This is a genomic window from Leifsonia sp. NCR5 (genome assembly GCF_002105485.1).
GTDB lineage: Bacteria > Actinomycetota > Actinomycetes > Actinomycetales > Microbacteriaceae > Leifsonia.
The window spans coordinates 1-20,692 of the sequence record NZ_NCSR01000027.1 but is presented as its reverse complement, the minus strand read 5'-3'; the positions used below and the strand labels follow the sequence as shown (position 1 = coordinate 20,692).

At 68.8% G+C, this 20,692-nt stretch carries 20 protein-coding genes; 8 read left to right on the top strand and 12 right to left on the bottom strand.

Translation table 11 applies throughout. The annotated features are described in order from the left end of the window. Positions 1-67: 67 nt before the first annotated feature. Positions 68-1,009, top strand: a complete 942-nt coding sequence (locus tag B7438_RS17620) for a helix-turn-helix domain-containing protein (RefSeq protein WP_179150862.1) — start codon at positions 68-70, stop codon at positions 1,007-1,009. Position 1,010: 1 nt separating this feature from the next. On the opposite strand, the gene B7438_RS17615 is transcribed toward B7438_RS17620, so the two are convergent. From B7438_RS17615 to B7438_RS17580, 8 genes are all read right to left on the bottom strand, one after another. After that, entirely contained in the window at positions 1,011-1,289 is a 279-nt protein-coding gene (locus tag B7438_RS17615) for a hypothetical protein (protein ID WP_085370991.1), read from the bottom strand. A 68-nt stretch (positions 1,290-1,357) separates the two neighbouring features. After that, positions 1,358-1,999, bottom strand: a complete 642-nt coding sequence (locus tag B7438_RS17610; protein ID WP_085370990.1) for a helix-turn-helix domain-containing protein — start codon at positions 1,997-1,999, stop codon at positions 1,358-1,360. 5 nt (positions 2,000-2,004) lie between these two features. Further along, complete coding sequence (locus B7438_RS17605; protein WP_085370989.1) at positions 2,005-2,439, bottom strand: VOC family protein; 435 nt, start codon at positions 2,437-2,439, stop codon at positions 2,005-2,007. An 86-nt stretch (positions 2,440-2,525) separates the two neighbouring features. Continuing rightward, entirely contained in the window at positions 2,526-3,671 is a 1,146-nt protein-coding gene (locus tag B7438_RS17600) for a glutamate--cysteine ligase (RefSeq protein WP_085370988.1), read from the bottom strand. A gap of 84 nt (positions 3,672-3,755) precedes the next feature. Further along, on the bottom strand, positions 3,756-5,048 hold the full coding sequence (locus B7438_RS17595) for a sodium:proton exchanger (protein ID WP_085370987.1): 1,293 nt from the start codon (positions 5,046-5,048) through the stop codon (positions 3,756-3,758). A 352-nt stretch (positions 5,049-5,400) separates the two neighbouring features. Further along, on the bottom strand, positions 5,401-5,817 hold the full coding sequence (locus B7438_RS17590; RefSeq protein ID WP_085370986.1) for a VOC family protein: 417 nt from the start codon (positions 5,815-5,817) through the stop codon (positions 5,401-5,403). A 66-nt stretch (positions 5,818-5,883) separates the two neighbouring features. After that, positions 5,884-7,023, bottom strand: coding sequence for a cystathionine gamma-synthase (locus B7438_RS17585; RefSeq protein ID WP_085370985.1), 1,140 nt, complete (start codon positions 7,021-7,023; stop codon positions 5,884-5,886). A gap of 32 nt (positions 7,024-7,055) precedes the next feature. Continuing rightward, positions 7,056-8,420: a cystathionine beta-synthase gene (locus B7438_RS17580; protein WP_085370984.1), complete on the bottom strand. Its 1,365-nt coding sequence runs from the start codon at positions 8,418-8,420 to the stop codon at positions 7,056-7,058. 49 nt (positions 8,421-8,469) lie between these two features. Here B7438_RS17580 and B7438_RS17575 point away from each other — a divergent pair, with 49 nt between their 5' ends. Next, positions 8,470-9,138 carry a metal-dependent transcriptional regulator gene (locus B7438_RS17575; RefSeq protein ID WP_085370983.1) on the top strand — a complete coding sequence of 223 codons (669 nt, stop codon included), beginning with the start codon at positions 8,470-8,472 and terminating at the stop codon, positions 9,136-9,138. Positions 9,139-9,156: 18 nt separating this feature from the next. Here B7438_RS17575 and B7438_RS17570 read toward each other — a convergent pair whose 3' ends face one another. Further along, the gene (locus B7438_RS17570; protein ID WP_085370982.1) at positions 9,157-10,422 is read right to left on the bottom strand and encodes an Nramp family divalent metal transporter; all 1,266 of its coding nucleotides are present in this window, start codon (positions 10,420-10,422) and stop codon (positions 9,157-9,159) included. Positions 10,423-10,484: 62 nt separating this feature from the next. Then, positions 10,485-12,371 (bottom strand): ABC transporter ATP-binding protein, encoded by a 1,887-nt coding sequence (locus B7438_RS17565; RefSeq protein ID WP_256922110.1) that lies wholly within the window; start codon positions 12,369-12,371, stop codon positions 10,485-10,487. Between the two features lie 136 nt (positions 12,372-12,507). Between B7438_RS17565 and B7438_RS17560 the strand changes: the two genes are divergently transcribed. The 5 genes from B7438_RS17560 to B7438_RS17540 all read left to right on the top strand — a co-directional run bounded on the left by B7438_RS17560 (position 12,508) and on the right by B7438_RS17540 (position 17,098). Beyond that, complete coding sequence (locus B7438_RS17560) at positions 12,508-13,791, top strand: ABC transporter substrate-binding protein (RefSeq protein WP_085370981.1); 1,284 nt, start codon at positions 12,508-12,510, stop codon at positions 13,789-13,791. 82 nt (positions 13,792-13,873) lie between these two features. Further along, the gene (locus tag B7438_RS17555; RefSeq protein ID WP_085370980.1) at positions 13,874-14,908 is read left to right on the top strand and encodes a carbohydrate ABC transporter permease; all 1,035 of its coding nucleotides are present in this window, start codon (positions 13,874-13,876) and stop codon (positions 14,906-14,908) included. Beyond that, entirely contained in the window at positions 14,908-15,822 is a 915-nt protein-coding gene (locus B7438_RS17550; RefSeq protein ID WP_085370979.1) for a carbohydrate ABC transporter permease, read from the top strand. Before B7438_RS17555 ends, B7438_RS17550 begins: the two co-directional genes overlap by 1 nt. Before the next feature lie 4 nt (positions 15,823-15,826). After that, complete coding sequence (locus B7438_RS17545) at positions 15,827-16,075, top strand: hypothetical protein (RefSeq protein WP_085370978.1); 249 nt, start codon at positions 15,827-15,829, stop codon at positions 16,073-16,075. A gap of 15 nt (positions 16,076-16,090) precedes the next feature. Beyond that, entirely contained in the window at positions 16,091-17,098 is a 1,008-nt protein-coding gene (locus B7438_RS17540; protein ID WP_085370977.1) for a LacI family DNA-binding transcriptional regulator, read from the top strand. Between the two features lie 214 nt (positions 17,099-17,312). On the opposite strand, the gene B7438_RS17535 is transcribed toward B7438_RS17540, so the two are convergent. Both B7438_RS17535 and B7438_RS17530 read right to left on the bottom strand, forming a co-directional pair. After that, a complete protein-coding gene (locus B7438_RS17535) occupies positions 17,313-18,551 on the bottom strand; it encodes an MFS transporter (RefSeq protein WP_085370976.1) in 1,239 nt (412 codons plus the stop codon). 91 nt (positions 18,552-18,642) lie between these two features. Beyond that, positions 18,643-19,110 (bottom strand): MarR family winged helix-turn-helix transcriptional regulator, encoded by a 468-nt coding sequence (locus B7438_RS17530; RefSeq protein WP_085370975.1) that lies wholly within the window; start codon positions 19,108-19,110, stop codon positions 18,643-18,645. Between the two features lie 92 nt (positions 19,111-19,202). On the opposite strand from B7438_RS17530, the gene B7438_RS17525 reads away from it, so the two are divergent. Continuing rightward, on the top strand, positions 19,203-20,692 hold a 1,490-nt coding region (locus tag B7438_RS17525; protein ID WP_143466032.1), incomplete at its 3' end, for an amino acid permease.

The following is a 20,692-nucleotide window of genomic DNA, read 5'->3' as shown; positions in this document are numbered from 1 at the left end:
GAATGTCGCCGCACGGAGACGTATGCTTGCATTTCGACCGCAGGACCGCACGTGCAAGGAGACACAGGTGTCTGAGACGTTTCACGACTCCACTGTCACGCGCGACGTCGACACGGCCGAGGCGAAACTGCAGGCCACGTACGCCTCCATCGTGCTCGGCACGGACCCGCACACCAACGGCCTCCGGTACGCCGAGGAGGTGCACGGCGAGAATCGTTTCGTCGTCGCCCGCCACCTGTTCGACGGCGACGTGGAGTGCGCGGCCGAGCTGCCGTTCTTCACGGTCGCGTCCGTCGTCGGCAGCTACCTCTGGCGGACGGGTGGCGAAGAGGGGGACCTCAGTCAGGGCCCCGCGATCTTCCAGCCCGGCCGGCGGCTCGACGCCTCGGTCTCCCACGCGGACGTGAGCGCGGTGAGCATCACCGTCGAGAGCCTGGCCGCGACGGCCGCAGCGCAGTTCGGCGACGGAGTGACCATGCGCTTCGATTCGGCGCTCCCCGTCACCAGGGCGCTGGGCGAGCACTGGCTCGCGGTGGCGCGACTGGCCAGGCAGACCGCGCTGACGGAGGCGTTCGAGAACGACCTGGTCCGCGCATCCATCTATCGCCAGCTGGCCATCGCGACCATCGAGGCGTTCCCACTGACCGGCGATCACCAGGCGCGGCGCACGACCGTCGCATCCCGGGCTGTCGCCTTCAAGAGGGCCGTCAGCTACATCGACGACCACGCGTCGCTGCCCATCACCGTCGACGACATCGCCACCGCGGCGGGCACCACCGTGCCCGAACTCGACAGGGCGTTCGACATGCACCTGCCGTACACCGCAGACCAGTACCTGCACAGCGTGCGGCTCTCCGCCGCCCACCGCGACCTGCGCGAGGGGAAGACCGACGTGCACGGCGGGGTGGCTGCGGTGGCGGCGCGATGGGGGTTCGTCGATGTCGACGCCTTCGAGGCGCACTACCGCTTCCGATTCGGCACGAGTCCGGAGCAGACGCTCGGCTGCTGACTCAGAGCCCGGCGTGCACCGCCAGCACCTCGACCGCGAGCCGCCAGTCCCTGGATGGCGCGGCCCCGGCGGTCCCGGCGTCCTCCTCCTCGCCGGGCAGCCTGGCCACGAACATCGGCCACGCTTCGCCGGCGGTCCGCACCTCCTCGATCAGCCCGAGGTACTCCCCGCCGTAGTAGACCTCCCACGCGGCCGTCGCCGTCGGGCTGTACATGAGCGTGAGCGGCGTCGTGCCATAGCTGTAGACCGCGTGCTGGTGGTCGAGCTGGTTCCCGGTCATGTTCGGAAGAGTATGCGCTATCCCGCCCGCACGGTAGCGGTCGGGCGCACAGGGTCACGCGATTCCGTTCAGGCGGCCAGGTGGAAGGTGCTCGCGAAGCGGTCGAGCAGGTCTCCGCGCCCCCGCAGCACCTCCACCACGCCCGTCTCGATCGCCCGTTCCGGGGCGAGTTCGCCGGAGATCAGCCTCCGGATGTCCGGGCCGGTGGAGAAGGCGAGGTCGACCGGTCCGTCGCCGCGCGTCACATCCAGCGTCGTGCCGTCCACCCGGATGTGCAGCTCGGCCTCCCCGAACCGCGCACCGTACGCCGTGGTCGGCAGGGCGGCGGCGACCTGCGGGCGGAACGCGGTGCGCAGATCCATCGTCATCGAGTCCGGCGTGATGATCTGCTCCTCCCTCGGCTCGCTCAGGGTCTTGAATCCCCATGCCCCGAGCGCGAGCACCACCGGTTCGAGCTCCCGGCCGTACGGCGTCAGCTCGTAGACGATCACCCGCGAGTGCGGAACGCGGTGCAGCACTCCCGCCGCCTGCAGCTCCTTCAGCCGCGCAGCCAGGATGTTGCTCGGGATGCGCGGAAGCCCGGCCGCGAGCTCCCCGTACCGGCGCGGCCCCACGAGCAGGTCGCGGACGATGAGCATCGCCCACCGTTCCCCCACCAGCTCGAGGGCCTGCGAGAAGCCGGAGTACTGCCCGTAGTCGCGTGCTGCCATCGCCCTCAGGCCTGCTGGTTCGCGGCGGCGGCCGGTCCCTGCTCGGCGGCGACCGGGTCCATCCAGCCGAATTCGAGGAGGTTGCCGTCCGGGTCGTTGAGCTGGCGCTGGTACATGAAGCCGTAGTCGGAGGCCGGACGTGCCTCGGAGCCGCCGGCCGCGATCCCGTCTGCGATGGTCTTGTCCACGTCCTCGCGGCTGTCGAGGAAGATCGCGGTCGACACGGACGGGTTCACGGCGGGGTCGCCGATCGGCAGGTCGGTGAAGGTCTGGAAGTACTCGCGCACCAGGATCATGAAGTAGCTGTGGTCCTCCTCGACGACGACGCAGGCCGCGTTGTGGTCGGTGAAGAGCGGATTGATGGTGAACCCGACCGCCGTGTAGAACGCCTTCGCGCGTTCCAGGTCGGTCACCGGCAGGTTGACGAACATCGCGGTCATTGTGGTCTCCTCAGGTCGGTCCGTCTGTGGACGCGTTAACACTTGCAAAAAACAAGTGAGGAGTCAATACCCCGGACAATAGCCGGTCAGGAGACGGGCAGATCGTCGCCGGACGGACTCAGCTCGTGCGTCGCATCCACCGCTGCCTGCACCACATCCTCGAGGCTGCCGCGCACCGCGAACGCCGCGCGCTGCCTGCCGGCCCCTCCCCCGGACGCCACGATCCTCGCCAGGCCGTCGTGCACGAGAGCGGCGTCGCCGTTGGCCTCCAGCGCCCTCCGGATGTGGACGACCAGCGCATCCAGTGCGTCCGTGATGTCTGCGCCCGCCCCGTGCTGGGGATGCGGCAGCCGGCCGTGCACACCGGTCAGCGCCGCCTGCCACCCGGCCAGGCGCAGTGCGGCGGCCGGCAGATCGGACGGCCGCACCCCGGCGTGCCAGTCCGCCGCCGCGGTGTCGACCAGGGCGCGGACGATCGCGGCCAGGACGACGGCATCCCGCGCATCCAGGCAGACGTCGGCGATGCGCACCTCGATCGTCGGCTGCTTGTGCGACAGGCGGGCATCGAGGTAGACCATGCCGTAGTCCATGATCACCTCGGTGTCGACGAGCAGCCGTTCGAATCTGTCGTACTCCTCCACCGAACCGAACACGTCGGTCGGGCCAGCGCTCTGCCACTGGTGCCAGGCGAGGAAACGGAAGCTCGCATATCCGGTGTCCCCGCCCCCGGCGAAGGGCGAGTTGGCGCTCAGGGCGAGCAGCAGCGGCAGCCAGGTCCTGATCCTGTCCAGGATGGCGACGCCCTCCTCGCGCGACTCGATGCCGACGTGCACGTGGCAGCCGCAGACGAGCGTCGTCTGCGCGGTGGCGCCGTAGCGGCGCATCATCTCGTCGTAGCGGTCCTTCTGCGTGGGATGCGGCTGGACCGGCAGCGGCGACATCCCCACCGCGACCGCGCGCGCGCCGAGCGTGCGGGCCAGCCTGTCCGCCCGCTCCCTGCCCGCGACGATGTCCGCCAGCAGCTCGTCCGTGGAGGTGAGCGGCCTGGTCTGCGTCTCGATCATCTCCTGGTGGATCTCGGCCGAGAGCTGGGGACCAGGTTCTTCCGCGCCGTTCCTGGCCCGCGCGTCGTCGGCCTCCGCCGCGGCGAGCGCCTGCGGGGCGACGGCCATCGGAGCGCCGGTGCGCTCGTCGACGAGCAGCAGTTCTTCCTCCACCCCGAAAGTCCTCATAGACCAACTATCCGCGCCAGCACCTGCGGTGGCCAGCCCCTAGCGGGAACCTCCAGGTTGTGACGTAACCGGACGACGCAGAGCTCAGGCGGAACGCTCCGGCTCCAGGGCGGCGGGCTCCTCCCGCTTCGCGAACCGGAACGGAGCGGTGATGGTCGGCAGCAGCGTCCGCCTCCGCACGACGAACAGGGCGACGGCGAGCACGGCGTACACGGCGGAGACGATCAGTCGCGCCTCCGTCGACGTGAACACGAACGTCGCGGCGAACAGCACGAACAGGGCGACCGCCCAGCGTCCGCTGAACCGGAGCGTGAGAAGCATGGCGACGCCCAGGATGGTCTGGGTCGCGGTCAGCGTGAACTCCTCCACCTGCCGTGCATCCATCGGCAGGGCCATCCCTCCGCCGCCGATGAGATGTGCGATGGGCAGCGTCCCGACCAGCGCCGTCCACTGGTTGACCTTGCTGGCGAGCAGGATGCCGATGCCCATCGCCGCCTTGCCGCGCAGCGCGAAGAGCACAGCGATCACGAACTCCGGAGCCTCGGAGGCGAGCGGTGCGAGCCACTGCACGAGCAGGAAGTCGTCGATCCCGAGCGCCCGCCCTCCCTCGACCAGGCTGGTGGCGAACGGCTCGGCGAGCAGCAGGATGATGACGGCGGCGAGGACGAAGATCGTCACGACCGTCGCCCGGCGGGCACGGGTCGGCAGCGTGCCGATGCTGTGCGCGACACCGACGAGTTCCGGCTCGTCGCTCTCGCCGGTCGACACCCGCCACAGGTAGTAGGCGAAGAGCGCGAGCAGCAGGACACCGAGCACGACGTGGATCTGCCCGGTCAGCGGGATGACCAGGGTGAGCACCGACGCGACCAGCAGCAGCCCGAGCTCGACGCGGTTGCCGTGCGGCAGCCGGATCGCGAATGGCTTCGCCTGCACATCCGGATCGGCGGGCGTCCGGCGGCGACGCGCAGCCAGGAACGCGAGGAACGCCACCAGCAGGATGAACGGCCAGCCGAACCCGAGCAGCAACCGGTTGGAGCCGGTCATATTGGCGGCGGCGTACGGAGCCTGAGACGGGTCGGAGCCCGCGCTGAACGCGAAATAGAGGTCGATCGCGTACTCGGGCAGGATCGCGATGATCGCCAGCAGTCCGACGGCGAGACCGCCCGAGATGTCGACCTCGGCCGCCTCCCCGGCCCAGGCGAGAGCGAAGGCCGCGGCGACGATCGCGACGCCGAACGAGAGCACCCCGATGAGCGGGGGAACGTGCACGCCGGTCAGCGTCAGGGCGACCCCCTGGGCGGCGATCAGCGCCACGACCCCCAGCGGGAGGACGAGACGGCGCCAGACGGACGCGGTGGGAGGGTGCGGATTCGACACGGGGAGACCCTTTCGATCACAGGCGGCGACCGAGAGAATGCACAGGGGTGACTCGGTCGCCGGGAATGGCCGACCGAAGGTCTCGTTCGCCCGCACGCAGGCTGCACTGTGCGGGTGGTGCGCCGGGCCGGTCTCCGTGACCAGCCAGTATGTCGACGAACCGCGTCGCCGTCCCCGCACCGTGCGACGGATCGCAACCGGCGGTTCGGGCGGTGGGAACTACTCCCCTTCGATGCCTTCCATCCTGCCCGGGATGCGCGCCCCGCGAGGGGCCGGCCGGGCACTCTCCCAGCGTTTAGGCCCGCCTGACATGCGCGCGCAGGCCGTCCTCATTCCGCCGTTCGGCCCGCCGTCAGATGGTGAGCGTTCCGTCGTCGTTGACGGTCCAGTCCGGGTTGTACGCGACCTCCCAGACGTGACCGTCGAGGTCGGCGAAGTATCCGGAGTATCCGCCCCAGAACACGCGCTCCGCCGGCTTCAGGATTCTCGCCCCCGCGGCCTCCGCCTCGGCGAACACCCGGTCGACGGCCTCCTCGGACGGCTGGTTGATGGCGATGGTGATGCCGCTGAACGTGCCGTCGATCGGATGCTTCGCGTCCTCGGCGAGGTCATCCCTGCCGAACAGGCCGAGCGCGATCCCCGGCAGCTGGTAGAAACAGACACCGTCGAGCGCCTGCGTCGGCGTCCAGCCCAGCCCCTCCTCGTAGAAGCGCCGCGCCCGCTCCAGATCGGCAACGCCCAACGTGATCAGACTCACTCGCTGTTCCATGGCTCGACGCTAGCGCCCGCCGCCGACATGGCGCGAACGCGGCCGACAGGGAGCGGGCGGCACAACCTACCGGGACAGCGCCTGGTCGATGTCGGCGAGCAGGTCGGAGACGTCCTCGATGCCGACGGAGAGCCGGATGACGTTGTCCGGCACCTCGAGCTCCGTGCCGCGCACCGAGGCGTGCGTCATCTCGCTCGGGTAGCCGATCAGGGATTCGACGCCGCCGAGGGACTCCGCGAGCTGGAACACCTCCGTCGACTCCGCGAAGCTGCGCGCCGCCGCTGCACCGCCACTGAGGGCGACGGAGAGCATCCCGCCGAAGCCGCTCATCTGGCGCGCTGCCAGCTCGTGGCCGGGGTGGCTGGGCAGGCCGGGGTAGTAGACGGCGTCGATGCCGTCGCGGCCGACCAGGGCCTCCGCGATGGCCTGCGCGTTCTCGGTGTGACGCTGCATGCGCACGGCGAGGGTCTTGATGCCGCGCGTGGTGAGCCACGCATCCATCGGGGACGACACGGCACCGGCCGCGAACTGGATGAACTGCACCCGGCCCGCGAGCTCTTCGTCGGCGAAGACGAGCGCCCCGCCGAGCACGTCGGAGTGGCCGCCGAGGTACTTGGTGGTCGAGTGCGCGACCACGTCGGCCCCGAGCGACAGCGGCTGCTGCAGCGCAGGGGACGCGAACGTGTTGTCCACGACGACGAGCGCTCCGACCGCGTGACCGAGCTCGGCCAGGGCGGCGATGTCGCTCACCTTCATCAGCGGGTTGCTCGGCGTCTCGATCCAGAGCACCTTCGTGCCGTCGGCCTGCAGCGCGGTGCGGACCGCATCCAGGTCGGTGAGGTCGACCGTGGTGTTGCGGATGTCCCACGCACCGTGGATGCGGTTGATCAGCCGGTGGGTTCCCCCATAGACGTCGTTGCCGAGCACGACGTGGTCGCCCGGCTTCAAGACGGCGCGCAGCAGCGCGTCCTCCGCCGCGAGTCCGGACGCGAACGACAGCGCGCTCACTCCACCCTCCAGCGCGGCGAGCAGCGTCTCCAGCGAGGTGCGCGTCGGGTTGCCGCCCCTGCTGTACTCGTAGCCGCCGCGCAGGCCGCCGACACCGTCCTGGACGAACGTCGACGTCTGGTAGATCGGCGGGATGATCGCGCCGGTCGTCGGGTCGAACTCCTGGCCGACGTGGATGGCGTTGGTTGCGAACTTCATGGGTCTGTCTGCTGTCTTTCTGGAGTCGTTTTTCATTCGCTGAGGAAGTTGAGGAGGTCCTGCCGGGTGAGCACGGCGACCGGTTTGCCGTCCTCGGTCACGAGCAGGGCGTTCTCGGTGGCGAGGGCCGCGCGCGCCGCGCTGACCGGCTCGTTGATGCCGATCAGCTGGAACGGAGCGCCGATGTGCGCGCCGACGTCGTCGGTCATCTGGGCGCGACCGCTGAACACGGCGTCGACCAGCGAGGTCTCGTCGAGCGCTCCCGCCACCTCGCCCATCACCACGGGCGGCTCCGCCGTGAGAACGGGCAGCTGCGAGACGCCGTAGGTGTTCATGATCTGGATGGCGTCGCGCACGGTCTCCGACGGGTGCGTGTGCACCAGGTCGGGCAGCGCGCCGCTCTTCGTCTTGATGACGTCGTGCACCGTGGCCTCGTCGGGCACGTCGCTGAACCCGTAGGACCGCATCCACTTGTCGTTGAAGATCTTGGCGAGGTAGCCGCGTCCTCCGTCCGGGAGGATGACCACGACGACGTCGTCCGCCGACAGGTCTTTCGCAGCCTTGAGAGCCGCTGCGACGGCCATGCCGCTCGACCCGCCGACCAGGATGCCCTCCTCGCGGGCGAGCCGCCGCGTGACGTGGAACGACTCCGCGTCCGAGATCGCGATGACCTCGTCCACCACGGTCGGGTCGTATGCACCCGGCCAGAAGTCCTCTCCGACACCCTCGACGAGGTACGGGCGTCCGGTGCCGCCGGAGTAGACCGAGCCCTCCGGGTCTGCGCCGATCACGCGCACGGCGCCGTCGGACGCCTCCTTGAGGAACTTCCCCGTGCCGCTGATCGTGCCGCCGGTGCCGACGCCGATGACCACGTGGGTCACCTTCTGGTCGGTGTCGCGCCAGATCTCCGGGCCGGTGGTCTCGTAGTGGCTGCGCGGCCCGTTCGGGTTGAAGTACTGGTTGGGCTTGAACGCCCCGGGGATCTCCGCCGCCAGCCGGTCGGAGACGCTGTAGTAGGAGTCGGGATGCTCCGGCGCCACCGAGGTCGGCGTGACCACGATCTCCGCTCCGTATGCGGTGAGGACGTTGCGCTTGTCCTCCCCCACCTTGTCCGGCAGCACGAACACGCACTTGTATCCGCGCTGCTGGGCGACGAGCGCGAGCCCGACGCCGGTGTTGCCGCTCGTCGGTTCGACGATCGTCCCGCCGGGCTTCAGCAGCCCCTCTTTCTCCGCAGCGTCGATGATGCGGGTTGCAATGCGGTCCTTCGACGAACCTCCGGGGTTCAGGTACTCGAGTTTGACGAGCACCGTCGCCGCGATTCCGTCGGTCAGCCTGTTGAGCTTCACGAGCGGAGTGTCGCCGACCAAGTCGATGATGGTCTCTGCGTAATTCACGCGACCAACCGTAACAGTGCCGCGTGCGCACCGCCCGTAGAATTACGACATGCCAGTGTCCGACCTCTCGACCGTGGCCCAGGATTACCTCAAAGTCATCTGGTCCGCGACCGAATGGGCGGAGACGCCCATCACGGTCAAGCAGCTCGCCGAACGCCTCGGCGTCCGCGCCGCCACCATCTCCGACGGCATCCGCCGTCTCGCCGACCAGGGGATGCTCGTGCACGAGCCGTACGGCGGCATCGAGCTGACGGACGCTGGCCGCCGCCACGCGGTCGCGATGGTGCGCAGGCACCGGCTCATCGAGACGTTCCTGGTGGAGGAGCTCGGCTACGGCTGGGACGAGGTGCACGACGAGGCGGAGGTGCTGGAGCACGCCGTCTCCGACGAGCTGGTCGAGCGCATCGACCGCAGGCTCGGCTACCCGTCCCGCGATCCGCACGGCGACCCCATCCCGAGCGCGGACGGCATCGCGCACCGACCGGATGCGACGCCTCTGCTCGCCGCGCACACCGGCGTCCCGCTGACGGTGTCGCGCATCTCGGACGCCGACCCCGCGATCCTCCGCTACCTCGCCGACCGCGGCATCGTGCCGGACGCCCAGCTGAGCGTCGACGAGCACCGCCAGTTCGCCGGGGACATCACCGTGCGGCTGGGAGGCGCAGAGGTCGTGCTCGGCGAGACGGCCGCCGGCGCGGTGTGGGTGACAGAGGCCTGATTCAGCTGGTGGGCGGCATCAGCCGACCCACTGCGCCACCGTCAGCACCACCAGCGCGACGTTGAGCACGACGACGAGCGCCGCGATCCCGATCCCGGCCACGCGCATCCACACGCTGTCCGCACGGTCGCCCATCACGTCCTTCGACGCGGTCAGCCGCAGCAGCGGGATCATCGCGAACGGGATGCCGAGGCTCAGGAACACCTGGCTGATCACGAGCGCCCAGGTCGGCTCGACGCCCAGCACCAGGATCACGATGGCCGGAATGAGCGTGACGATGCGCCGCGTCAGCAACGGGATGCGCACCGTCAGCAGCCCCGCCATGATCGTCGCCCCCGCGTAGCTCCCCACCGACGTGGACGCGAGCCCGGACGCCAGCAGGCCGACCGCGAACGCGATCCCCACCACCGGTCCGAGCGCCGCCGTGATGGCGGCGTGCGCCCCCTCGATCGTGTCCGTCCCGTCCGCCCCGCCGAGGGAGGCCGCGGCCAGCAGAAGCATCGCGATGTTGACGGCGCCGGCGAGCACGAGGGCCGCGACCACATCCACACGGGTCGCGCGGAGGAGGGTGCGTCGCGCATCCGGGGTGGAGGCGTGGCCGTGCCTGTCCCTGGCGAGCGCGGAGTGCAGGTAGATGGCGTGCGGCATGACGGTCGCTCCGAGCATGCTCGCCGCCAGCAGCACCGTCGGAGCCCCGTCGAAGCGCGGCACCAGGCCGCCCGCCGCAGCACCCCAGTCCACCGGGCTCACGAACAGCCCGGCGAGGAAGCCGACCGAGATCACGCCGAGCAGTCCGAGGATGACCGCCTCGAACGGGCGCTGGCCTCTGCGCGACTGCACGGCGAGGATGCCGATGGCGACCACGCCGACCACCAGGCCGCCGAGCGGGAGCGGCAGGCCGAACAGCAGGTTGAGCGCGATGGCGCCGCCGATCACCTCCGCCAGGTCGGTCGCCGCCGCGACCAGCTCCGCCTGCACCCAGAAGGCGCGCCGCCCGCCGGTGCCGAGCCGGGAGCCGAGCAGTTCGGGCAGGCTGCGGCCGGTCACGATGCCGAGCTTCGCCGACTGGTACTGCACGAACACGGCGATCACGTTCGCCGCGACGAGCACCCAGACCAGGAGGTAGCCGTACTGCGCGCCGGCGGTGAGGTTGGCGGCGACGTTGCCGGGGTCGACGTAGGCGATGGCGGCGACGAACGCGGGTCCGAGCAGCAGGAACAGGCGGGACGATGGGCGCCGGGCGCGCGCCGGACGCGACTCCGTCGTCTCCACGGCCTCCGCCATCGCACGCCCCTAACCCGATTGTTAGACCAGCCTAACACTGGCGGCGTGGTGACGAGAAGGCGTCAGTCGTCGAGCAGCGCGCCCTCCGTCTGCTCGCGGTAGAGCCTGGCGTACACGCCGCCCTGCTCCAGCAGCTCCCGGTGCGTGCCGCGCTCGACCAGCCGGCCGTGGTCGATCACGAAGATGACGTCGGCGGCGACGATGGTCGACAACCGGTGGGCGATGGCGATGGTGGTCCTGCCCCGGGATGCGGTGTCCAGCGCCTGCTGCACGACGCGCTCCGAGATGGAGTCGAGAGCGCTGGTCGCCTCGTCGAGTATCAGCACCTCCGGGTCCTTCAGCAACACGCGCGCGATGGCGATGCGCTGCTTCTCCCCGCCGGACAGCCGGTAGCCGCGTTCGCCGACCACCGTGTCGTAGCCGTCGGGGAACCCGGCGATGGTGTCGTGGATGTTCGCCTTCCTCGTCGCCTCCTCGATCTCCTCCTGCGTCGCATCCGGGCGGGCGTATCGCAGGTTCTCCCCGATGGTGGCGTGGAAGAGGTACGTCTCCTGGCTGACGACGCCGATGTGCGACACCAGTGAGTCCTGCTGCAGCGCCTTGATGTCCGTGTCGCCGAACAGGATGCGCCCGCTCGTCGCGTCGTAGAAGCGCGGGATGAGGTACGAGACGGTGGTCTTGCCCGCGCCGGACGGGCCGACGAACGCCGCGAACTCGCCGGGCCTGATCACGAACGACACGTCGTCGAGGGTGTTCCGCTCTCCGTCGCGCGCATCCGGATACCGGAACACGACGTGGTCGAACTCGATGCGGCCGAGGTCGCGCGCTGGGTCGACGGGGACCGCATCCGGCTGGTCGGCGATGGCGGGCTTCAGATCGAGGTACTCGAAGATGCGGGCGAACAGGGCTCCGGAGGTCTGCAGGTCGAGCGCGACCCTCATCAGCGCGAGCAGGGGGAAGAGCAGCCTGGCCTGCACCGTGGTGAACGCCACGATCGTCCCGGCCGTGATGTCGGTCGCGCCGCCCAGCACCAGCCAGCCGGAGACCAGGTAGACGATGGCGGGGATGGACGACAGGAAGATGTTCACCATCGCGAAGAACCACTGGCCGCTCATCGACTGCGACACCTGCAGGCGGATCTGGTTGGCGTTCTCGTCGGAGTACCTGCCGACCTCCGCCGCCTGCCTGTTGAAGCTCTTCGACAGCAGGATGCCGGACACGCTCAGTGTCTCCTGCGTGATCGCCGTCATGTCCGACAGCGACTCCTGCGTCTTGGTCGCGATCCGCGCGCGCACCTGGCCGACCCTGCGCTGCGCGATCACCAGGATCGGCATCAGGATGACGGCCACGATGGTCAGCTGCCAGTTGAGCAGGATCATCGCCACGAACGCCGCGATTACCGTGACCGTGTTGCCCAGGATGCTCGACATGGTGTTGGTGAGGACGTTCGCCACCCCGCCCACGTCGTTCTGCAACCGCGACTGGATGATGCCCGTCTTGGTCTTCGTGAAGAAGCTGAGCTCCATCGACTGCAGGTGGGAGAACAGCCGGACGCGGAGCGCCCCCATCACCTTGTTGCCCACCGAGGCGGTCAGATACGTCTGCCAGACGCCGAGCAGCGCCGAGCCGACGAACACCACGATCATCACGACGACGATCGTGATCAGCGCCTCCATGTCGGGCTTCCCGCTCTTCGGGAACAGGCCTTCGTCGAACGCCCGCTGGGTGAGAAGAGGAGGAACGACGGACAGCGCTGCTCCGATGAGCACGAGCACCATCGTGACGATGATCGCGGTGCGGTGCGGCGCGAACAGCGTCGTGATGCGGCGGAACAGGTTCGGGATCTTCGGGGCCGTCGCGTTCAGAGCCCGCTGCGCCTCGGCGTCGCCGCCGCTGACCCGGCCACGACCGCCGCCTCCACCGCCGGCCATGCCGCGCATCCCGCTCATGGTTTCAGCGTAGCCCTGGCGTGACCCAACCGTGATGCAAGCGCTTGACGTAAACGCTTGCATTCCACCCCACGACGGGGGTAGCGTCCGTCTCGGGCGCGCCCGCGTCCGCACCAAGAGCTCAACGAGGAGTGAAATGAAAGCAGCACGTCTCTCGGTGATCGCCGGAGTGGCCGTCGTCGGCCTCGCGCTGGCGGGATGCACCGGTGGTGGTTCAGGGGGCAGCGGGGGCGGAGACGCCAGCGCCAACCTGACAGGGAAAGGCCCGATCACCTACGTTCAGGGCAAGGACAACTCCAACGTCGTCCGCCCCCTCGTCGACAAGTGGAACGCAGCCCACCCGGACGAGAAGGTCACCTTCAAGGAGCAGTCCGACCAGGCAGACCAGCAGCACGACGACCTGGTCCAGCACTTCCAGGCCAAGGACTCCGGATACGACGTGGTCGATGTCGACGTGGTCTGGACAGGAGAGTTCGCGGCCAAGGGCTGGCTGCAGCCGCTGACCGGCGACCTCAAGATGGACAACTCGGCGCTCCTGGCTCCGACCGTCAAGTCCGGCACGTACAACGGCACGCAGTACGCGGCGCCGCAGACCTCGGACGGTGGCATCCTCTACTATCGCAAGGACCTCGTGCCGACCCCGCCGAAGACCTGGGACGAGATGCTCAAGGACTGCGACATCGCCAAGGCGAAGGGCATCGGCTGCTACGCCGGTCAGTTCGCCAAGTACGAGGGCCTCACGGTGAACGTGGCTGAAGCCATCAACACCAACGGCGGCACCATCGTCGGCGACGACGGCAAGACGGTCACCGTGGACAGCTCCGAAGCCAACGCCGGTCTCACCCGGCTGACGGACGGCTTCAAGAACGGGCAGATCCCGGCAGAGGCCATCACGTACCAGGAGGAGCAGGGACGCCAGGCGTTCGAGGCGGGCAAGCTCCTCTTCCTGCGCAACTGGCCGTACGTCTACAACCTGGCCAAGACCGACGGAAGCTCGACCGTGAAGGACACCTTCGGCATCGCTCCGCTTCCCGGCGTCACCGCCGACAAGCCCGGCGTGTCCAGCCTGGGCGGCCACAACGCGGCGATCAGCGTCTACTCGAAGCACAAGGCGACGGCGTTCTCGTTCCTGAAGTTCCTGCAGAGCGAAGAGACCCAGAAGTTCTTCGTGACCCAGGGCTCGCTGGCACCCGTGCTGTCGTCGCTGTACGACGACGCCGGCCTGAACACCCAGCTGCCGTACCTGTCGACCCTGAAGACGTCGATCGAGAACGCGGTCCCGCGTCCCGTCTCGCCGTTCTACCCGGCCATCACCAAGGCGGTGCAGGACAACTCCTACGCAGCGCTGAAGGGTGACAAGTCGGTCGACCAGGCGCTGAAGGACATGGCTGCGGCCATCAAGACCGCGAGCGCCGGATAACCGACCGGATGCGGCCACCGGGCGGCGGGAACTCTCCCGCCGCCCGGTCCCTCTTCCCCTGAAATCGTCTCGGAGGCCTCACATGTCAACGTCGAACGTCGTCGCCCCGCCAGGAACCCGCAGCCCCAAGTCGCCGCAAGTGCGCGCTGGGGTGAAGAAGAACCGCCGTCAGCAGAGTCGCTGGGCGCTCTACCTCATCCTCCCCACCCTCGTCCTGCTCGCGATCGTCATCGGCTACCCGGTGGTCAGCGCGATCATCATGTCGTTCCAGAAGGACGCCGGACTCGACCCGGCGACCGGCCTGTTCGTCCAGGGCGGCTTCGCCGGCTTCCAGAACTACGCGCACTGGCTGTTCCAGCAGTGCGCAGGCCCGAACGGCGAGACCATCACCTGCCCGCCGGGCAACCTGGGATCGCAGTTCTGGAACGCCGTCTTCGTCACCTTCTTCTTCACCGTCACCACGGTGGTCCTGGAGACGGTGCTCGGGATGTGGTTCGCCTTCATCATGAACCGCACGTTCCGCGGCCGCGGCCTCGTCCGTGCCGCCATCCTGGTGCCGTGGGCCATCCCCACCGCCGTCACCGCGAAGCTCTGGTACTTCATCTTCTCGGTCGCCGGAATCGCCAACGCCGTGCTCGGAGCGCACATCCTCTGGACGAGCGACGAATGGGCATCCCGGTTCGCGGTGATCATCGCCGACACCTGGAAGACCACGCCGTTCATGGCGCTGCTCATCCTGGCCGGACTGCAGATCATCCCGGAGGAGGTGTACGAGGCCGCCAAGGTCGACGGCGCCACCACCTGGCAGCGGTTCTGGCGGGTCACGATGCCGCTGGTGAAGCCCGCGCTCCTCGTGGCCGTGCTGTTCCGCGTGCTCGACGCCCTCCGCATCTACGACCTGCCAGCGATCCTCACCGGCGGAGGTGGTGGCACCGGTAATGCCACGACCACCCTCTCGATCCTCGTGGTCGATCAGATCAGGCAGGGCTTCAACAGCGCCTCCGCCCTGTCGACGATCACGTTCATCCTCATCTTCCTCGTCGCATTCATCTTCGTCAGGTTCCTCGGGACCAACGTGGTCAGAACGCAGGAAGCCCAGCAGAAGGGAGCGAAGTGATGACCACCGTCGCAGGCCCGGCAGCGGCCACAGCGGAGGCGAAAGCACTCCCCCGCACCAAGCAGAGGTCCAAGGCGAAGTCGCGCCAGCGCAACGCGGGCATCCGCACCGGCGTCAGCGCGATCATCATCGTGCTGTGGTGCCTCCTCCCGTTCTACTGGATGGTCGTGACCTCGTTCCGCGATGTCGGATACACGTTCGACACCACGCCGTGGTTCACCCACTTCACCTGGGACAACTACGCGACGGCGTTCTCCACCAAGCTCGGCAACCATCTCGGCCAGGCGCTCCTGAACTCGCTGTTCATCGGAGCCTGCGTCACGATCATCGCCCTGCTGGTCGGAACGTTCGCCGCGTACGCGCTCGCCCGCCTCGACTTCCGGTTCAAGGGCATCGTGCTGGGGCTCATCCTCGGCGCATCCATGTTCCCGGGCGTCGCGCTCATCACGCCGCTGTTCCAGCTGTTCACGAACATCGGCTGGATGGGCACGTACCAGGCTCTGATCATCCCGAGCATCTCGTTCGTGCTGCCGCTCACGGTCTACACGCTCACCTCGTTCTTCCGCGAGATGCCGTGGGACCTCGAGGAGGCGGCCAGGATCGACGGGTGCACGCAGGCTCAGGCCTTCCGGAAGATCATCCTCCCGCTGGCGGCTCCCGCCGTCTTCACGACAGCGATCCTGGCGTTCATCTCCTCGTGGAACGAGTACCTGATCTCCAGCCAGCTGTCGAGTGACGCCACGCAGCCCGTCACCGTCGCCATCGCCTCCTTCGCCGGCAGCCAGCCGCACCAGGAGCCGTACACCGCCGTCATGGCGGCCGGAACGATCGTGACGGTCCCTCTGGTCATCCTGGTGCTGATCTTCCAGCGCCGTATCGTCGCCGGGCTCACCGCCGGTGGTGTGAAAGGCTGATCACATGCGCTGGGACGATTCGCTCGAACTGGTCGATGTCGGCATCGGCATCGCCGGGTTCTTCGCGTTCGCGTTCCTGATCGTCACGATCGTCTGCGAGCTGACCGGTGTCGACGCCCTCGGCTGGGCGCTGACGCTGCTGGCTCTCGTCCTCATCCTCGTGCTCCTCTGGCAGGCGCGGCGGCGCATCGTCGCCTCGCGCCTGCCGGCGGAGGACGGGGAGCGCGTCACTCAGCCCCACCAGGGCTCCTGACCGACGGGGAACGGCATGGCAGGGATCGACGAGGTCGCGCGCGCGACGGGCGTCTCGACCGCGACGGTTTCGCGCGCGCTCCGGGGGCTGCCGAACGTGTCGGACAAGACGCGTGCCGCGGTGCGGAGGGCAGCGGACGAGCTCGGCTACGTCGCGTCCTCGAGCGCTTCCGGGCTAGCGAGCGGGCGGACGCTGGCGATGGGTGTCGTCGTGCCGTCCGTGAGCCGCTGGTTCTACACCTCCGTGCTGGAGGGCGTGGACGCCGAGCTGCGCTCCGCCAGCTACGACATGATCCTGTTCAACCTGGGCGGCCACCGCGGCGACAGGGAGCGGGTCTTCCACCGCAGCATCCTGCGTAAGAGGACTGATGCGCTGCTCGCCCTCTGCCTCGACTTCACGCCGGATGAGCGCCACCAGCTCGCCTCGCTCGGCCACCCCACCATCGTCGTCGGCGGCCCGGTCAAGGGCCTGCGCAGCGTCGGCATCGACGAGCGCGCGACGGCGCGCACCGCGACGGAGCACCTGATCGGGCTCGGTCACACCGACATCGCGCACATCGGCGGCGAGGACGAGGAGGGCCTGAACAGGCAGGTACCGATCGGCCGCCTGCACGGCTTCCAGCAGGCGATGCGGGATGCGGGCCTCCCCGTGCGCCCGGAGTGGGTCATCCCGGGCGGGTTCTCCCTCCCGCTCGGGCGCTCGGCGATGAACGCCCTGCTCGACCGGCCGGGCCCCCGGCCGACGGCGGTCTTCGCCGGTTCGGACGAGATGGCGATGGGCGCCATGCTCGCCGCGGCGGACCACGGCCTGTCGGTGCCGGGCGACCTGTCCGTGATCGGGATCGACGACCACGATTTCGCCGCGTCGTTCCAGCTGACGACGATGGCGCAGGACCCGTTCGACCAGGGTTCCGTCGCCGCGCGCATCCTGCTGGACGAGCTGGCAGGCGGCCAACCGCGCAGCCGGTCCGTGCGGTCGACCGCGACGCTGAAGCTGCGCGGTTCCACCTGCCCGCCGCGCTGAGCGCGCATCCCGACACGCGCGGCAGTACAACGTGGTAGGTCGCACGCTGACCGATCTGGAAGAATAGCCGAGCGAACGTCCGGCTGATCGTGCCTTTCGGGTAGGCGCGATCAACTGCTGTCGATGTCGCCTGTTCTCGAGCACCTAACTCGGGAACGGGAAGAGCCGCCCTGCCTAGGAACAGGGCGGCTCTTCGAAATCTCGCGCGTTCGCGCTAGGCGGCGTCTCCGATCGAGACGGCCTCCGCCTCTTCGATCGTGGTCTCCTCGACGCCGTCGACGCGCTTGAGGTGACGGTGGCCGACCACCACCAGGATCACCGCGACCAGCACGGAGACGGCACCGGCGAAGAACGGGGTGGCCGGGGAGATCGTGTCGGCCAGAAGGGTCGCCGCCGGCGGGGCGATGGCGCCGCCGAGGAAGCGCACACCGGAGTACGCACTGGATGCGACGGAGCGCGGCAGGTCCGTCGCCTCCATCACGCACTCGGTGAGCACCGTGTTCAGCACGCCGAGCAGCAGACCGCCGACGATCACGCAGACGATCAGTCCGACGAGCGAGCCGATCAGCAGCCCGGCGACGGCCAGGTCGATGGCGAGCAGCGGCATCACGATCCAGAGCACCCTGGTGCGCGGCAGCCTGCTGGTCAGCAGCGGTGCGCCCCAGACCGAGGTGATCGCGAGGGCGACGCCCCAGCCGAAGAAGACCAGTCCCAGCGAGATCGCGCTGCCCATCCCGAGCGGCACCAGTGCGAACGGCGTGTACGCGAGCAGCACGAAGAACCCGATGTTGTAGAACAGGGCGGCAGCGGCGAGGAAGCCGAGCGCCGGCTTGGCGAGCGCCTTGAACGGCGCGGAGATGCTGGTGGGCTGCGGTTTCTCCGGCGACTTCTTGAGCATCAGGACGATGGCGATGAAGCCGACCGCCATCAGCGTCGCCGTGCCGAAGAACGGTCCGCGCCAGCTCCAGCTGCCGAGCAGTCCGCCGAGCAGCGGGCCGATCGCGATGCCGAGACCGAGAGCCGCCTCGTACAGGATGATCGCCGACGACGTGCCTCCGGCGGCCGCTCCCACGATGGTGGCGAGGGCGGTGGAGATGAAGAGTGCGTTGCCGAGCCCCCATCCTGCGCGGAAGCCGATGATCGACTCGACGTTCTGCGAGAGACCGGCGGCGAGCGCGAACAGCACGATGAGCGCCAGGCCGATCAGCAGCGTCTTCTTGGCGCCGATCCTGCTGGAGATCCAGCTGCTGAAGAACATCGCGATGCCGGTGATCAGGAGGTAGCTGGTGAACAGCATCTCCGTCTCCGTCGGAGTCGCCTCCAGGCTCTTGGCGATGGCGGGGAGGATCGGGTCGACGAGGCCGATGCCCATGAAGGCGATGACCGACGCGAAGGCGACGGCCCAGACGGCACTCGGCTGCTTGAGGAGGTTGCTTGGTTTGTCGTGGGACATAGAGGTGATGGGCTCCGATTGGTCGGTGGGGAAGCGTGAAGCGGTGACGGTGCCGGGTGTGCGGACGACGCCGGCGGCGGCGAGGGATGCGCTACGGGGCGGTGGCGAGCGCCTCAGCCGGTGCGGCGAGGCCGACGCGCGATCCGATGATGCGCACGGTGGCGCGCAGGGCGGCCAGCTCGTCGTCCGTGAGGTCGTCGAACATCGGCACGAGGGCGCCGGAGAGTTCGTCGCGCCAGTTCTGCAGCGCCTTCTCGCCCTTCGGCGTGACGGCGATCTGCCAGGCGCGGGCGTCGTCGGTGTCTGCGATGCGCTTGACCCACTCCGCCTCGACCAGATTGCGGACGAGCTTGGTCATGGTGGGCTGCGAGACTCTGCTGTGCGCGGCGAGCTCGCCGAGGCGCATGGCGCCGGAGGACTGCAGGACGCTGAGCGTGCGCCAGGTGGCGGGCGACTCGGTGTTGCCCGTGACGCGGGCGGCGAGGCGTGTCAGCCGGTGACTCGCGACGACGAGGTCGCCGAGGGTCTCCCGGAGATCACTGGGGGTGCTGTGTGTCATGCTTCGATTATATATAGCCACGCTATATAAATCAACTGATTTCGTTTCAGTATTTCAAATGGCTACGTTTTAGTTTCGTGTTTAATGTTCAGATGCCCAGCACCCGACGCACCCCGCACGAGACCGCCGAACTGCTCGCCGCCCAGGACGACGCAGGCTCGTACGAGAAGGGCCTCAAGCGCCGCCACATCCAGATGATCGCTGTCGGAGGGGCCATCGGCACCGGTCTCTTCCTCGGTGCGGGAGGACGCCTGGCCTCCGCCGGGCCGAGCCTGCTCATCGTCTACGCGATCTGCGGCCTGTTCGCGTTCTTCATCCTGCGCGCGCTCGGCGAACTGGTGCTGCACCGGCCGGACTCCGGCTCGTTCGTCTCGTACGCCAGGGAGTTCTTCGGGGAGAAGCTCGCCTTCGTGGCCGGATGGTCGTACTGGATCTACTGGGCGATGATCGCCATCGTCGACATCACGGCCATCGCCCTCTACCTCTCGTTCTTCGGCACGTACGTGGAGTTCTTCGCCATCGTGCCGCAGTGGATCTTCGCCCTCGCCGCCCTGGTGGTGGTGCTGCTGCTCAACCTGCTGTCCGTGAAGGTGTTCGGCGAGCTCGAGTTCTGGTTCTCCATCATCAAGGTGGCCGCCCTCGTCTCGTTCCTGGTCATCGGCATCCTCTTCGTCGTCTTCGGCACCCCCATCGACGGGCGCACCCCCGGCTTCGCGCTCTTCGCCGAGAGCGGGGGCTTCTTCCCGAACGGCGTGCTCCCCGCTGTTCTCGTCATCCAGGGTGTCGTCTTCGCCTACGGGGCGATCGAGCTCGTCGGCACGGCGGCGGGAGAGACCCCCGACCCGCAGAAGACGATGCCCCGCGCCATCAACTCGGTCATCCTGCGCATCGCCCTGTTCTACGTCGGCTCGATCGCCCTGCTGTCGCTGCTCCTGCCGTACACCGCGTTCGAGAAGGGCACGAGCCCGTTCGTCACGTTCTTCGCCTCCATCGGGGTCGAGGGGGCGGATGTCGTGATGAACATGGTCGTCCTGACCGCGGCCCTCTCGTCCCTCAACGCCGGCCTCTACTCCACCGGACGCATCGCGCGGTCGCTCGCGCTCCGCGGCACCGCCCCGGTCTTCACCACGAAACTGAGCAGGCACGGGGTGCCGTACGGCGGCATCCTGGTCACCGGTGCGATGGCGCTGCTCGGCGTGGGGCTGAACGCCGTCGTACCCGAGGACGCGTTCGAGATCGGCATCAACCTCACGGCGCTCGGCACCCTCACGGCGTGGGGAGTGATCGTGCTGTGCCAGATCCGGCTGCGCAGGCTCTCCATCGCCGGCCTCGTCCGGCGCCCGTCGTTCCGGCTGCCGGGGGCGCCGTTCACGGCGTACCTCACGCTCGGCTTCCTCGGGACTGTCGCCATCCTCATCCTGCTCGACTACCCCACCGGCACGTTCACCTTCGGCACGGCGGTGGTGGTCGTCATCCCCGCCCTCGTCCTCGGCTGGTTCGGCGTGCGCCGCCGCGTCGCCCTCGTCGCCGCGGCCAGGGCCGCCCGCGCGCTTCCCTCCGCCGACCTCACCCCCACCGGCCC